Source organism: Caballeronia udeis, from assembly GCF_001544555.2.
GTDB classification, from domain to species: domain Bacteria; phylum Pseudomonadota; class Gammaproteobacteria; order Burkholderiales; family Burkholderiaceae; genus Caballeronia; species Caballeronia udeis.
This window is the reverse complement of the sequence record NZ_FCOK02000013.1, coordinates 54,616-68,627: the sequence shown is the minus strand read 5'-3', so window position 1 is coordinate 68,627 and position 14,012 is coordinate 54,616. Positions and strand designations below refer to the sequence as shown.

The 14,012-nt window shown below is 60.9% G+C and carries 13 protein-coding genes; 4 read left to right on the top strand and 9 right to left on the bottom strand.

What is annotated here, in order from left to right; translation table 11 throughout:
- Positions 1–443: 443 nt before the first annotated feature.
- The 6 genes from kdpE to AWB69_RS12185 form a co-directional block, all read right to left on the bottom strand.
- On the bottom strand, positions 444–1,142 hold the full coding sequence (gene kdpE / locus AWB69_RS12210; RefSeq protein WP_062085159.1) for a two-component system response regulator KdpE: 699 nt from the start codon (positions 1,140–1,142) through the stop codon (positions 444–446).
- The gene (locus tag AWB69_RS12205) at positions 1,139–3,931 is read right to left on the bottom strand and encodes a sensor histidine kinase (RefSeq protein ID WP_062085158.1); all 2,793 of its coding nucleotides are present in this window, start codon (positions 3,929–3,931) and stop codon (positions 1,139–1,141) included. The genes kdpE and AWB69_RS12205 overlap by 4 nt, the downstream gene beginning before the upstream one ends.
- Positions 3,931–4,512, bottom strand: a complete 582-nt coding sequence (gene kdpC, locus AWB69_RS12200) for a potassium-transporting ATPase subunit KdpC (protein ID WP_062085157.1) — start codon at positions 4,510–4,512, stop codon at positions 3,931–3,933. Before kdpC ends, AWB69_RS12205 begins: the two co-directional genes overlap by 1 nt.
- Before the next feature lie 96 nt (positions 4,513–4,608).
- Positions 4,609–6,666 carry a potassium-transporting ATPase subunit KdpB gene (kdpB, locus tag AWB69_RS12195; protein ID WP_062085221.1) on the bottom strand — a complete coding sequence of 686 codons (2,058 nt, stop codon included), beginning with the start codon at positions 6,664–6,666 and terminating at the stop codon, positions 4,609–4,611.
- A 120-nt stretch (positions 6,667–6,786) separates the two neighbouring features.
- Complete coding sequence (gene kdpA, locus AWB69_RS12190) at positions 6,787–8,595, bottom strand: potassium-transporting ATPase subunit KdpA (RefSeq protein WP_062085156.1); 1,809 nt, start codon at positions 8,593–8,595, stop codon at positions 6,787–6,789.
- Positions 8,592–8,687 carry a potassium-transporting ATPase subunit F gene (locus AWB69_RS12185; RefSeq protein ID WP_035566418.1) on the bottom strand — a complete coding sequence of 32 codons (96 nt, stop codon included), beginning with the start codon at positions 8,685–8,687 and terminating at the stop codon, positions 8,592–8,594. Before AWB69_RS12185 ends, kdpA begins: the two co-directional genes overlap by 4 nt.
- Positions 8,688–9,392: 705 nt before the next feature.
- On the opposite strand from AWB69_RS12185, the gene AWB69_RS12180 reads away from it, so the two are divergent.
- The 3 genes from AWB69_RS12180 to AWB69_RS12170 all read left to right on the top strand — a co-directional run bounded on the left by AWB69_RS12180 (position 9,393) and on the right by AWB69_RS12170 (position 11,183).
- Positions 9,393–9,773, top strand: coding sequence for a DUF2946 domain-containing protein (locus AWB69_RS12180; protein WP_062085155.1), 381 nt, complete (start codon positions 9,393–9,395; stop codon positions 9,771–9,773).
- Positions 9,774–9,885: 112 nt separating this feature from the next.
- Positions 9,886–10,809: a hypothetical protein gene (locus AWB69_RS12175; RefSeq protein ID WP_062085154.1), complete on the top strand. Its 924-nt coding sequence runs from the start codon at positions 9,886–9,888 to the stop codon at positions 10,807–10,809.
- 11 nt (positions 10,810–10,820) lie between these two features.
- The gene (locus AWB69_RS12170) at positions 10,821–11,183 is read left to right on the top strand and encodes a copper resistance CopC family protein (RefSeq protein WP_082913365.1); all 363 of its coding nucleotides are present in this window, start codon (positions 10,821–10,823) and stop codon (positions 11,181–11,183) included.
- 63 nt (positions 11,184–11,246) lie between these two features.
- Here AWB69_RS12170 and AWB69_RS12165 read toward each other — a convergent pair whose 3' ends face one another.
- From AWB69_RS12165 to AWB69_RS12155, 3 genes are all read right to left on the bottom strand, one after another.
- Positions 11,247–12,047: a methyltransferase domain-containing protein gene (locus AWB69_RS12165; RefSeq protein ID WP_062085152.1), complete on the bottom strand. Its 801-nt coding sequence runs from the start codon at positions 12,045–12,047 to the stop codon at positions 11,247–11,249.
- A gap of 65 nt (positions 12,048–12,112) precedes the next feature.
- Positions 12,113–12,961 (bottom strand): helix-turn-helix transcriptional regulator, encoded by an 849-nt coding sequence (locus tag AWB69_RS12160; RefSeq protein ID WP_062085151.1) that lies wholly within the window; start codon positions 12,959–12,961, stop codon positions 12,113–12,115.
- Between the two features lie 172 nt (positions 12,962–13,133).
- Entirely contained in the window at positions 13,134–13,586 is a 453-nt protein-coding gene (locus tag AWB69_RS12155; protein ID WP_062085150.1) for a MarR family winged helix-turn-helix transcriptional regulator, read from the bottom strand.
- 33 nt (positions 13,587–13,619) lie between these two features.
- Between AWB69_RS12155 and AWB69_RS12150 the strand changes: the two genes are divergently transcribed.
- Positions 13,620–13,985, top strand: coding sequence for a hypothetical protein (locus AWB69_RS12150; protein ID WP_156528820.1), 366 nt, complete (start codon positions 13,620–13,622; stop codon positions 13,983–13,985).
- The last annotated feature ends 27 nt before the right edge of the window (positions 13,986–14,012 follow it).

Genomic DNA, 14,012 nt, shown 5'->3' with positions numbered 1-14,012 from the left:
GTATCGATCGGGATAAAAGCCGGCCGTGGCGTATCAAGAACCCGTCAAGACGTGAGCGTCCAGCGTCGAATTGATGAAAGCTATACGCGCTCCCGGGCTATTTAAACGCCGTTGTTGCGCGATACGAACGACACTTCAGGTCTATATAAAGAGAGTCGAAAACATGCACGCCCTGACGTTCTGGAAGCGCACTCCCAGACAAAATGAGCCGGACCACGAAAGCACCCGCCCGAGCATTGCCGGACGGCAGGCACGTCATCGAACGCTGCTGGCGTTATCGCTGGGCGGGACCGTGATTGCCGCAGTCGCAATAACGTTAGGTCTGCCTAGGACTGGCCTCGCGGTTTATATCGCGGCTACACTGCCCTTTGCGCTGTTCCCTTAAGCGGTATTTACATCGCTTGCCATCAGACGCTCACGGTAACAACCCATAGAACCCAGGGCTACTGCGTACCCACAAGCCTGTACCCCACTCCGGTCTCGGTCAGGATATGCACCGGCTGAGCCGGATCAAGTTCCAGCTTGTGCCGAAGGTGACCCATATAAACCCGCAGGTAATGCTGGTTCTCCACATAAGCCGGCCCCCAGACCTCGCGCAGCAATTGCTGATGCGTGATGACTCGCCCGGCGTGGCGCACCAGCGTTGTCAGCAGCCTGTATTCGATGGGCGTGAGATGAATCACCTCACCGTCACGGGTCACGCGCCTCTCCGACAGATCCACCGAGACCGGGCCAAACCGTACCTGCGGTGTTTCCTGCTGCCCGCCGCGGTTGCGCCGCCGTAGCTGCGCACGAATGCGCGCGAGCAACTCCGACACACCAAAGGGCTTCGTCAGATAGTCGTCCGCCCCTGCATCCAGCGCTGCAACCTTGGCATCTTCGTGAGTACGCGCCGAAAGCACGATCAAGGGTTGTTCGGTCCAGGTACGCAGTTCACGAATCACATCGATACCGTCGGTGTCCGGCAAGCCAAGGTCAATGACAATGAGATCGGGCAGGCGAAACGCCGCTTCACGCAGACCCTGCTGCCCGGTTTCCGCTTCGAACACGGTCATGCCCTGCGCTTCCAGCGTGCTTCGTACAAAACGGCGGATCTGCTTGTCGTCTTCTATGACGACAATGGTCAACGTAGGCTCGCTCATGGCGTATCCGTATGCGCGGCAGCGTCCGGTCCGTCGCCATTCTCGTCGGGAAGCGCCTCGAAAGGCGGCGACTGATCGGCCGGCAACGTGAACCAGAACCTCGCACCCAGCACCTTTCCCTGACCGTCCACCCGGTTCTCGGCGCCAATCTTCCCGCCATGCGCCTCCACGATCGCCCGGCAGATCGCCAGCCCAAGGCCGATCCCCGGCTTGGCGGACTCCTTCTCCCCACGCGTGAATTTATCGAAGAGCGTTTGTTGTATTCCCGGCGCGAGGCCTGGGCCGTTATCGTCCACACAGACCCTCACGTAGCGTTCGCCCGACTGCTGTTCAACCGCTGCGTGAATGGACAGCGTCGAATCGCGCGGTGTGTATTTGGCCGCGTTCTCGAACAGGTTGGCGAGCAGTCGTTCCATTAGTACTGCGTCGAGTTGTATCAGCGGCAGATCGGGTGGAACCCGGACCTGCACCGTGTGCCCTGCAAGTGTTCGGCGGCAGACGGCCAGCGCCGCGCCGACCACTTCCTCCAGCATCAGCCATTGCCGGTTCAGGCGGATGCTGCCCGCCTGGAGCCGGGCCATGTCGAGCAGATTCGTCACAAGCCCGCTCATGCGCAGTGCTTCCTCGTGGATCGCGTGAATCAGCTCTCGGGCGCTGTCGGTCGTGCCGTTGTGAACACGCTGCTGCTCTTCCAGCACCGAAGCGAATCCGACAATAGATGTCAACGGCGTGCGCAAGTCGTGCGAGATGGCCGAGAGGAGCGAGTTGCGCATGCGCTCCGACTCCATGTTGACCAACGCATCCTGCGCAATCTCGACGTAGTGGACCCGCTCAAGCGCGAGCGCGATCTGTGAAGCAAACGTGTCGATCATGCGCTGCTGTTCCGGGATCGCCAGCTCGGCTGCGTGAGCCGTGATGAGCGCCAGGACACCACGTGTGCGCATGGGCGCCTTGAGCGGCAGATACAGCGCGTTGCTGGCCGGCAGTGTGTCCGTGCCACGCCCCGCAGGTTTTTGCTGGTCGTACACCCATTGCGCGATATCGAGGTCTAGATCGGTGGCATCGAGCGTGAACTGCGGGTTGGGATCGTCGACTTTCTGCCGGATCTTCTCACCACTGTCGGGCAGCAGGATGGCGACCTTCGACTGAAAGATCTCACCTACATGGCGCGTGCCGATTTCGATGATCTGTTCGGTCATCAGCGCGCCGCCCAGTTCGCGCGTCATCGCGTACATGGCGCCCGTGCGCCGCTCGCGCAACGAGGCTACCTGTGCCTGACGCCGAAGGTTCGATGTCAGGTGACTGATCGTGAGCGAGGTCAGCAGCATCACGAAGAAAGTCAGCAGGTACTGCGTGTCCGAAACGGAAAAGGAAAGTTGTGGCGGAACAAAGAAGAAATCAAACGCCGCGACGCTCACGAACGAAAGCAGTACGCCGGGACCGCGTCCGAGTCGAACCGCGGCAAAGACCACGCCCAGCAGATACAGCATCACGAGATTCGTGAGATCAATATGGCGCGACAGCAGGCTCGCCAGCGCCGTGATCGCGACGCCAATTGCAGTCGCGTAAAAGTAGGCGTTGGGCGAGGAGCGTGCTTCGTTGCGGACAGCGGCGAACACCGGGTTGCTTGCATCGCGCTCCCGGCCTTCCTTTGCCGCTCTAACGCCCACCAGCGTCACATCGATATCGTGTGAATGGTGCACCAGTGCTTCGGCGACGGACCGGTCAAAGAGGCGCCGCCAGCCGGGGGCATCCGACGCCCCCGCCACGATCTTGGACACATTGCGCATGCGCGCGTACGCGACCAGCGTGGCGGCGGCATCCGCGCCGTCAAGCGTCACGGTCTCGGCGCCCAGCTCGGACGCCAGCTTGAGCGCATCCAGCGTGCGCTTGCGCCATGCGTCGGGCAGACGCTGCAGCTTCGGCGTTTCAACATAGACCGCCAGCCAATCCGCCTTTAGGCTGGCAGCAAGTCGCGCGGCCGAACGAACCAGCGTGGCGCTTTCGGGCCCCGGCCCAATACACGCGATCAGCCGCTCACGGGCTTGCCAGATCCTGCTGATCGACTGATCGGCGCGATACTCGCGCATCTGCGCATCCACGCGGTCGGCCGTTCGACGCAGCGCGAGTTCGCGCAACGCAATCAGGTTGCCCTTGCGGAAAAAATTCTTGACCGCATTCGCCGCTTGCTGCGGCATATAAACTTTTCCGTCCCTCAACCGGTCGAGCAATTCTTCGGCCGGCAGGTCCACGAGCGTGACTTCATCGGCGAGATCGAACACGCGGTCCGGTACGGTCTCCCATATGCGGATACCCGTGATCTGCCCGACGATATCGTTCAGGCTCTCGAGATGCTGAACGTTGACGGTGGTGTACACGTCAATCCCGGCGTCGAGCAGTTCGTACACGTCCTGCCACCGTTTCAGGTGACGGGCGCCCTGCACATTCGAGTGCGCCAGTTCGTCGACGAGAATCAGTTGCGGCTTGCGCGCAAGCGCGGCGTCGAGATCGAACTCGGGCAGCTTGCGGTTACGGTATTCGTAAAGCGTCAGCGGTATGGAGTCCAGCCCCTCGAGCAGCGCAAGCGTCTCCTTGCGGCCATGGGTCTCGACAATCCCGACAACCGTGTCGACACCCTCCTCACGGCGACGGTGCCCGGCTTGCAACATGGCATAGGTCTTCCCGACACCAGCCGATGCGCCGAAGAAAATCTTCAGCTTGCCACGCTGCTTTTTCTCTTCGTCACGCTGGATCTTGTCGAGCAGCTCGTCGGGATCGGGACGGTCCATCAGCTTGCGGGCTTGAGTTCGTCAAGCGCCAGGTTCAGCTCCAGCACGTTCACGCGCGCTTCGCCAAGAATGCCGAACTGACGGCCCTTCGTTGCGCGTTGAACCAGCGCATCGACGTCGTTGTGCGACAGCTTGCGTGCCTTGGCAACGCGATCGATCTGGTACGCAGCAGCAGCCGGGCTGATCTCGGGGTCCAGTCCGCTGCCTGACGACGTCACGAGGTCGACCGGGATCGGCGCGGTATTCGTCGGGTCCGCGTCGTGCAACGCACTGATGCGTCCTTTCACTTCATCCGCCAGCGCCGGATTCGTCGGGCCAAGATTCGAAGCGCTCGAGCCTTGCGGGTTATACGGATTCGGCGACGTGGCCGACAAGCGGCCCCAGAAATAGCCCGGTGCATCGAATTGCTGGCCGAGCAGCTCCGAGCCGACCGGCTTGCCGTTCTTCTCGATCAGGCTGCCGTTTGCCTGGCTCGGAAAGGCGGCATGCGCGACCGCGGTGACCACGATCGGATACACCAGCCCGGTCACCACGGTCAATGCCGCGAACAGCACGAGCGCAGGACGAAGGATGTTTTTCATGATGATTCAACCCAATTAGATTGTGATAAGAGCCAGGGTGTCAGCAGTTGCCGGGCGTGGTGTTCAGCACCACACCCGGCTCACGCCGGCTGACGTTCAGGCCCAGCCAAACGCCGTCAGAATCATGTCGATCAGCTTGATGAACGGGAACGGCAGCAAGATCCCGCCGAGGCCGTACACCAGCAGATTGCGGCGCAGCAATGCAGCGGCGCCGAGCGGCCGGTACTTCACGCCCTTCAGCGCCAGCGGGATCAGCACCACAATGATCAACGCGTTGAAGATCACGGCGGACAAGATGGCGGACGACGGCGACGTCAGGTGCATGATGTCGAGCACGCGCAATTGCGGGTACGTCGATGCAAACGCGGCCGGGATGATGGCGAAGTACTTGGCCACGTCGTTGGCGATCGAGAACGTCGTCAGCGAGCCGCGCGTCATCAGCATCTGCTTGCCGATCTCGACAATCTCGATCAGCTTGGTCGGGTTCGAATCGAGGTCGACCATGTTGCCGGCTTCCTTCGCCGCCTGCGTGCCGGTGTTCATCGCCACCGCGACGTCGGCCTGCGCCAGCGCCGGTGCGTCGTTGGTACCGTCGCCGGTCATCGCGACCAGCCTGCCTTCCGCCTGATACGAGCGGATGGTCGCGAGCTTCGCTTCAGGCGTGGCTTCCGCGAGGAAGTCGTCAACCCCGGCTTCAGCCGCAATCGCCGCAGCGGTCAGGCGGTTGTCGCCCGTCACCATCACGGTCTTGATACCCATCTTGCGCAGCTCGGCGAAACGCTCCTTGATGCCGCCCTTGACGATGTCCTTCAACTCGATCACGCCCAGCACGCGCGCACCTTCTTCGCGCCGGTCGGCCACCACCAGCGGCGTGCTGCCGCGACGCGCGATTTCATCGACCGCATTGGATACTTCCTGCGGATAACGGCCGCCATGACGTTCAACGTACGTCTTGACCGCGTCCGCCGCACCCTTGCGAATCTCGCGATCGGGCAAGTCGACGCCGCTCATGCGCGTCTGTGCCGTGAAGCTCAGGAAGGTCGCATGGAGCGAAGCCATCTCGCGCTGGCGAATATTGAAGCGCTGCTTCGCGAGCACGACAATACTGCGCCCTTCAGGCGTTTCGTCCGCGAGGGACGCGAGCTGCGCAGCGTCGGCCAGGTCCTGCTCCGAGAGACCCGGAGCCGGTACGAAGCTGGATGCCTGACGATTGCCCAGCGTGATCGTGCCGGTCTTGTCGAGCAACAGCACGTCGACGTCACCCGCGGCTTCCACTGCACGGCCGGAAGTCGCAATCACGTTCGCCTGCATCATCCGGCTCATACCGGCCACACCGATGGCAGACAACAGTCCGCCGATAGTGGTCGGGATCAGGCAGACCAGCAGGGCGGCCAGCGCGGTGATCGTCACCACGTGGCCGGCCTTCACTGCGGCGACCGAGAAGATGGAGAACGGCAGCAGCGTGGCAGTCGCGAACAACAGCACCAGGCTCAGTGCCACGAGCAAGATGGTCAACGCGATTTCGTTAGGCGTTTTTTGACGCTTGGCGCCTTCCACCATCGCGATCATGCGGTCGAGAAACGCCTCGCCCGGATTGACCGTCACCCGCACCACGATCCAGTCCGACAGCACACGGGTACCGCCGGTCACCGCGGTAAAGTCACCGCCTGATTCGCGGATCACCGGTGCGGATTCACCTGTGATCGCGGACTCGTCGACTGACGCTACGCCATCGACTACTTCACCGTCCGCCGGGATCACGTCGCCCGTTTCCACGAGGACGATATCGCCCTTGCGCAGCTCCGTTGCCGTCGTGATGCGCAGCGCCGACTTCGGGTTCGCCGACTCCAGCTTCTTCGCCATCACGTCGCGCTTGGCGCTGCGCAGCGACGCTGCCTGCGCTTTCGAGCGACCCTCGGCCAGTGCTTCAGCGAAGTTCGCGAACAGCACCGTGAACCACAGCCACAGCGAGACCGCGAGAATAAAGCCTGCCGGGGCTTCAGCCTGCCCCGAGAGTGCCGCGACCCACAACACCGTGGTCAGGATACTGCCGATGTAGACGCAGAACATCACCGGGTTACGCAGTTGCGTACGCGGGCTCAGTTTCCTGAACGAGTCCGCAATCGCCGGTACGACGATGGCGGGGTCGAACATCGAACGGGCTGCCGAGCGTGAATGGCCACTCGGCTCCGGCGTTTTCTCCGGTGTCTTGTTCGGCGTTTTCACTGGCGGTTTGACAATTGTGTTCATACTTTCCTCTGTATCAGTGACCGCTTATTTGCCCGAGAGCATCATCAGATGCTCGACCACGGGACCCAGCGCAAGCGCGGGTACATACGTCAGTGCGCCCACCAGCACGACTGTGCCGAGCAGCAACACGACGAACAGCGGACCGTGGGTCGGCAAGCTGCCGGCCGTGGTGGCAATACGCTTTTTAGCGGCAAGCGCACCGGCAATGGCCAGCACCGGGATAATCGAACCAAAGCGGCCAAACCACATGGCAATGCCGGTCGTGATGTTGTAGAACGGCGTGCTGACCGTGAGGCCCGCGAAGGCGCTGCCGTTGTTGTTGGCAGCAGAGCTATAGGCGTAGAGAATCTCGGAGAATCCGTGCGGCCCGGGGTTGGCTATGCCCGCTGTGCCCGCGGTCGTCAGCACGCCAATCGACGCACCGAGCAGGACCAGGAACGGCGTCAGCAACACGACGATCGCCACCATCTTCATCTCGTACGACTCGATCTTCTTGCCGATGTATTCAGGCGTGCGGCCGATCATCAGGCCGGCGACGAACACCGCGAGCATGGCGAAGACGAGCATCCCGTATAAGCCGGACCCTACGCCGCCGAAGATCACTTCACCCAGCTGGATCAACAACAGCGGTACGAAGCCGCCCATAGGCGTCAGCGAGTCATGCGCGTTGTTCACGGCACCGCACGATGCAGCCGTGGTGGCGACCGTGAAGATGCCCGACTGCGCAATACCAAAGCGTGTTTCCTTGCCTTCGGTGTTGCCGCCTGACTGCATTGCGGATGCGCTTTGATCGACATGCAGCGACGTGAACAGCGGATTGCCGGCCTGCTCGAACGAGATCTCACCCCAACACGCGATACCGAATGCAATCGTCATTGCAGCGAGGATTGCGTAGCCCTGCCGCTTGTCGCCCACCATGCGTCCGAACACCACGCACAACGCCGCCGGAATGACGAGCATCACGATCATCTGGACGAAGTTGGAGAACGGCGTCGGGTTTTCGTACGGATGCGCGGAGTTGGCGTTAAAGAATCCGCCTCCATTCGTGCCGAGCATCTTGATGGCTTCCTGCGAGGCAACCGGGCCCATGGCGATCGTCTGCTTGTCGGCCTTGTTGTCCACCATCACCGGATTGCCCTTGGCATCCTTGACCGCATTGCCCTGCGCGTCGGTCTTCGGCGTTTGGTAAGTCGTCACTTGCAGCGTGGCGACATCCTGGTACGACTCGAAGTTCTGGATCGCACCCTGGCTCACGAACACCAGCGCGATGACCGTCGCAATCGGCGCAAGGATGTACAGCGTGATGCGCGTGATGTCGACCCAGAAGTTGCCGATGGTCGTTGCGGTATGACGTGCGAAGCCGCGGATCAGCGCGACGACAACAGCAATGCCGGTCGCGGCCGAGAAGAAGTTCTGCACGGTCAGGCCGACCATCTGCGACAGGTAGCTTGCAGTGGACTCAGGCGTGTAGTCTTGCCAGTTCGTGTTGGTCACGAAGCTGACTGCCGTGTTGAACGCGGCGTCCGGGGTCATGGGACCGAAAGCCTGCGGGTTGGACGGCAGCCACTGTTGCAAGCGCATGAATCCGAACACGACGAGCACGCCGAGTGCGTTGAACGCCAGCACGGCGAATGCGTAGTGCTTCCACGACATTTCGGACTTTTCGTCCACGCCTGCAAGCTTGTACAGCAGCGCTTCGACCGGGCGGCCGATGCGTCGGACAACGACTGACGAGCCGTCGAGCACGGAGGTCATGTATCGGCCGAGCGGAATCGCAAGCGCGATCAGCACGACGATATAAAAACCCATTTGAAATGTGGTATTGGCGTTCATTCCAGATCCTCCGCACGCAATAGTGCATACACGAGGTACACGAACAAGAGCAGAGTCGAAGCACCTGCCAGTAACAGCATCCAGGTGGTCATGGGCGACCTCCCGGAGCGCGACGCAATTTGTCGCAACCGATGGTCAGGGCCGCGCACAATGCCCAGAAGGCGATGATGCCGGCGATATATAGCAGGTCCATTGTTTTGATCTCCCGTAGCGGATTTGGACGTGCTGAAGGTTAGTTGATCGCGCGTAAACGGCCGGACAAGAGAGCTGGCGAGGATATAAATAAAGCGTAAAGACGCGAGGAAAGCCAGGCGGGGCGCGGGGGTGTTCGGAAGGCTTGCGGATTTATCCGTGCGGGGAGCCGAGCTGGGCAGCCGGCCTGTTGTGCCGCCTCGTCAGGCGAGGCGTTAGCGGGTAAGCCGCAACAGAGGAATAAGACTGGTGTGGTAGCTAACGCGCGGAGGGCGGCGAATTACCAAGGCGCCAGTCCGTCAAAAGGAAATATGCAAAGCGTCAATATTCACGACGCCCAGGACGCATCTTTCCTGCTTGACCGGAATCCGTGTCATGTCGAAAGTTCGAAAGGAAAAAGTAAAAATTGCTGGCAGTTTCGACGCTCCCTTAGCCGTTAACATGACCGCTGCTTTTCAGCGGCGTTGATACTTCGCCCAGGAGTTTCAGTTGTTCGCAGACGGCTTAACCGGCCATCCAGCCAGGCCAGAAAAACACCGAAGTTGCAGCCATGACGCGTGGCATAATCGGCCCAATATCATCGACCGTCCGGTGCTCATCACAGCATGTTCCGCCGTCGCTTACTGAAGATCGGAAGTATCCTGGGATTGCTTGCAATCCTGATGACTTCGATCGCGCCGACGGTCTCGCATGCGCTAGCCTCGCATGACCGGCTGGGCCAGGCGCTCAGCACGTATTGCTCCGCTGACCCGGCCTTCAGTGAAGCGGGCAACAGCGACTCTTCCTCGCATTCCGGTGCGCTGCACTGGCAGGCTTGCGCTTATTGCGGCCTGCTCGCTCACTTTCCTGTCCTGACCGGTTCGACGGTGGCCTTTGCCGCCGCCGTGTCGGTGACTGCTGCTCCGCTTCCCGTGGTACGCGCAGCCGTTCGCGCGTTGCCGCTTTTCATTGCCGCCCAGCCTCGCGCGCCTCCTGTCGTTTCCTGAGCCATTTCGTGCCTATCGCTCGTGCCGCAGACAGCGGCACGACGCCGTCGCGTACCCAACGCGACGGCGTTCAATAGCGCGCTCACAATGACCATGACAAAGGAAAAACACGATGCGTACGCTTCTCAAGCGGCACGTGGCGCCTGCACGCGCCGCTCTTATGTGGGCGGCCGGCGCCGCCTGCCTTGCGGGTTCATCCGGCGCCTGGGCGCACGCGGTTGTCGGCGACCGGGTCTTCCCGGCGACGATGGCCGTAGACGATCCCGGTGTCGGCGATGAATTCGACTTCCAGTACGGCCACATCAAAAGCCCGACCGACGACGGCGACAACATGAACGTCAACACGGCCTCGTTCGAATGGGACAAGCTGATTACATCGAACCTGGCGTTCAGCATTGCCAGTGCCTACGTGACGCAGAACGCGCCCAACGGCGGCTCGGCAAAGGGCTTCGACAACGTCACGCTTGGCCTGAAGTATCTGGCGTACTCGAACCCTCGCCATGAGTTCATGGCCTCGGTAGGCGTGCTCGCGGACCTGGGTGGAACGGGTGCCCGCGCGATTGGCGATTCGTCTTCCACCATCACGCCGACGGTCTATTTCGGCAAGGGGTTCGGCGACCTTCCCGCCAGTCTCGGTTTCCTGAAACCATTCGCGATCACGGGTGAAATCGGACCGAACCTGACAACGTCGCGATCGTCACCGAACTCGCTCGACTGGGGCACGACGATCCAGTACAGCATTCCGTATCTGCAGCAGCAAGTGAAAGACCTTGGCTTGCCGCAGCCATTCGCCAACCTGATTCCGGTGGTCGAATTCCCGATGAATACGTGCACCGCCGGTCCGTGCTCCGGCCATACAACGGGAACCATCAATCCCGGTTTCATCTGGCTCAACCGCTATGGCCAGCTAGGTATAGAAGCGCAGATTCCGGTCAATCGAGCGACCGGCAACCACGTCGGCATCCTGCTTCAAGCACATCTGTATTTCGACGATATCTTCCCTGACTCTGTCGGCAAGCCGCTCTTCAATCCATGAAAATCACTCTTATGAACTCCATCATCGTGCGCACGTTGATCGCTGCCGCCGCTCTTGCAAGTGCGCCCCTTGCTCACGCGCATGCGTATCCACAACACCAGGAGCCGGGCGCGGGAGCCACCGTATCGACTTCGCAAAAGGAAGTGGCGATTGAATTCGACGATGGACTCGAGCCCGCGTTCAGTTCGATCACGGTCACCGATGCCCAGGGCAAACCGGTCACCAGCGCCAAGTCCGTGGTCGATCCAGCGGACAAGAAACACATGTCGGTCACACTGAATGCATTGACGCCCGGCGTTTATTCGGTTGCCTGGATTGCAGTCGCCGACGACGGGCACCGCACCCAGGGGCATTACAGCTTCACGGTCAAGTAGGTAATCCAGGCGGCCATCGAAGCACCAAACCCGGTGGCAGCCTTGCATTGCCCCCAACCGATTTCACCTCTTCCCCACGCCCTTAAAGAACGTGTAGCAAAACACGCCATCGTCCAGCGTGGTCCGATGAAGATCCATGATGCCCTTATCGAAATCGTCCGGTTCGATCAGGCCGGCAGATACCGCTGGTGCGCGCACGCCCTCGATCATTGCGGTGAAGGTTTTCCGTGTGAATCCATCCACCAGATCGGGCCGGCTCGAGTCCGCGTACACCATGCGCGGCGACACGCGAACCTGGCTAAAACCGGCCGCGTTCATCAGCGGATATAACTGCCTGCCAATAAGCGCATTGCCGCCCGCCTGCTCTTGCAATGTGATTTGGCACTGAATGGCCGCACGAGCCGCCGGGCTGTCCGGATGAAAATACGTCGAGCCGTGGTCCCCTTCTATGATCGTGATGGTGCCGCCCGGCTTGAGCAAGCGTTTAAGCCGCTCAAGCGCTTCCATTGGCTGCTCGAGATGTTCCAGCACGAAACAGACAAAAACGTGATCGAAAGACTCGGCTTCGAACGGTAGCGAAAAAATATCGGCTTGCTCGAACGTGACATTCGTCAGTCCCGCCGCGCGGGTCCTTTGCCGCGCGGCGTCAATGGACTCCGAACGGATGTCGATGGAGGTAAATCGTGCGTCCGGACTGCGCGCAGCCAGCGCCACTGTCTGCGCGCCAACGCCACATCCCGCCTCCAGCACCGTGTGCCCGGCAGGATAAACCGTGTCGAAGTGCAGCAACCCGGTTAGCGTTTGCGCCTGGTTTTTCAGGCGCTCGTTCTCGTCCGGGTGATAACCGTGTACATATGCATCCATGAATCCAGACCTCCTTCAAGTAGGTGGTCCAGTGTCACGATTGAACCCAGGGTGCGTCTTGAACGTTATTGCAGCGCACGCGCGGTAGCTTTCTGCCACGCACCGGGCGTGAATCCAAAGTAACGGATAAAAAGCCGCGTCATGTGGCTCTGATCCGCGAAACCGCAAGACGCGGCCGCTTGCGCGAGGCTGAGCCCCTTGCGAATCAAACCTCGCGCGTGCTCGGCGCGTTGTTGCAACAACCACGCATGCGGCGGCACGCCATAAGTCTTTTCGAAGCGGCGCAGCACCTGGTATTTACTCAGGCCGGACATGACGGCCAGTTCGGTGAGCGTTGGCGGATCAAGCAGGTCATCGCCAAGCCGCTCGCGAACTCGCCTTATATCGCCCCCAATCTCGCGGGCGGTTGGCGTGGTGGAATGGACATTCAATAGAAGCGCACAGGTCTGGACCAGGGATTCTTCACAGGCAAGAATATGGGTGCGCGTCGGCTGCTGTCCGGGGCTACTGCATTCGACGCGACGAAACAATTCCTGCAGCGCAGCACGAAGCCTCTCGTCTTCTATGACAGGGCGGGTAAGCGCTACATCCGGGGCCGCGCAAGACTGAGGGTCGCCCTGCATGGAAGCTATTACGCGAGGCTCCAGGTACACCATGCGCCAGCGACGCGACGCGCCGCCTAACGGGCGGCCGTCATGCACTTCACCTGGGTTGGTCGTAATCAGGTTGCCCGCGTAAGCCTCGACCTGCCCCAGTCCGCTAGCGGAGCTTTGCGCGCCGCTTTCCAGCAACCCGAGACCGAAGGTTGCGTGCCAGTGTTTGCCGTAATGGCGAGCACTCTCAATGTCCGTGCAATAGACATCCGCCCAGGGCGAACCGAAAACCCGACAGCAGTGATCCGGAGTTGTCTTCATGTCCAAAAGACTATCGCAAGTTGCACGGCGAGTTGAAGTGGAAACACAAGCGAAAACACGCTAAACCGCTTGATAACCGCCATCAGCCGGATTGAAGCTGGGGTTTACCAGAAACGAACAATTGAGCGATGCGGACGAGGCGTGCACAGGTTGCCGTGCTTTTCGCCCGCGCTCACCTCCCCGGTGGGCGCACGGACAACTTTTCCAGAAGTCGGCGAAGCGTATCCCGCTCGTCCTTTTCCAGGGAATCCAGCATAACGTCGTCGAGTTTCAGCGCGATCGCGGTCGCCTGTTGCAGCAATGCCGCGCCCTTCGGCGTGAGCTGGATCGCGTAGCGGCGACGGTCTGCCTCATCCGGCACGCGGATGATCGCATCGAGCGCCTCCAGGTCGTCGATCATCGGCACGATCGCGCTCGGCACCACGTTCAATGCCCGGCCAAGCGCGAGCTGGGAGGTCATCGGCATGCTGCGAATAGCCGCCAGCAGACCGCAATGCCTTGGCCGCAGCCCAAGCTTGCGCAATCGCTCGGCAAACTCCTCAGTCACGGCCTGCCCAAGCTTGCTGAGCATGTAACCGGCGGTATTGGTCAGGTGACTTGCTTGTTTCATGAAGGAATAGTACATTGAACATATCATTCACTATGTGAACTATTCCCAATGAGAACGAAAACCCTCTTCTACCTTTGCGCGTCGATCACCTGCCTGAACGCGCTGACCAGCGTAGCCTTTTCGCTGGCAATACTGATGAGCCAGCAGCCAATGGAGGCCGCCGCCATGTACGCCGTTGCGCGTAGCGTGCCGCTCGCCTTTGCGGCGCTGGCCGCGACAGCCAGGCGCTCGCATAACGGTATCGTGGTGCTGGGTTTGTTATTGGCGTTGATACAGGCGTGTGACGCGATCGTCGGATGGGTGTCGCATGATGCGGGCAAGACAATCGGACCGCTGGTGCTGGCAGTTCTAACCCTCGTGCCGGTCATTCTTTTCTTGCGCCGCGACCGGCTTGATCCCCTGGAGACCCGGTAGGCGAGTTTGTCGCGGCGCTTTATTCAG

Coding starts and splice junctions, on each gene's coding strand:
- kdpE (WP_062085159.1), bottom strand. CDS start 1,142: ATGAGCGAGCCTACGTTGACCATTGTCGTCATAGAAGACGACAAGCAG.
- AWB69_RS12205 (WP_062085158.1), bottom strand. CDS start 3,931: ATGGACCGTCCCGATCCCGACGAGCTGCTCGACAAGATCCAGCGTGAC.
- kdpC (WP_062085157.1), bottom strand. CDS start 4,512: ATGAAAAACATCCTTCGTCCTGCGCTCGTGCTGTTCGCGGCATTGACC.
- kdpB (WP_062085221.1), bottom strand. CDS start 6,666: ATGTTCGACCCCGCCATCGTCGTACCGGCGATTGCGGACTCGTTCAGG.
- kdpA (WP_062085156.1), bottom strand. CDS start 8,595: ATGAACGCCAATACCACATTTCAAATGGGTTTTTATATCGTCGTGCTG.
- AWB69_RS12185 (WP_035566418.1), bottom strand. CDS start 8,687: ATGACCACCTGGATGCTGTTACTGGCAGGTGCTTCGACTCTGCTCTTG.
- AWB69_RS12180 (WP_062085155.1), top strand. CDS start 9,393: ATGTTCCGCCGTCGCTTACTGAAGATCGGAAGTATCCTGGGATTGCTT.
- AWB69_RS12175 (WP_062085154.1), top strand. CDS start 9,886: ATGCGTACGCTTCTCAAGCGGCACGTGGCGCCTGCACGCGCCGCTCTT.
- AWB69_RS12170 (WP_082913365.1), top strand. CDS start 10,821: ATGAACTCCATCATCGTGCGCACGTTGATCGCTGCCGCCGCTCTTGCA.
- AWB69_RS12165 (WP_062085152.1), bottom strand. CDS start 12,047: ATGGATGCATATGTACACGGTTATCACCCGGACGAGAACGAGCGCCTG.
- AWB69_RS12160 (WP_062085151.1), bottom strand. CDS start 12,961: ATGAAGACAACTCCGGATCACTGCTGTCGGGTTTTCGGTTCGCCCTGG.
- AWB69_RS12155 (WP_062085150.1), bottom strand. CDS start 13,586: ATGTACTATTCCTTCATGAAACAAGCAAGTCACCTGACCAATACCGCC.
- AWB69_RS12150 (WP_156528820.1), top strand. CDS start 13,620: ATGAGAACGAAAACCCTCTTCTACCTTTGCGCGTCGATCACCTGCCTG.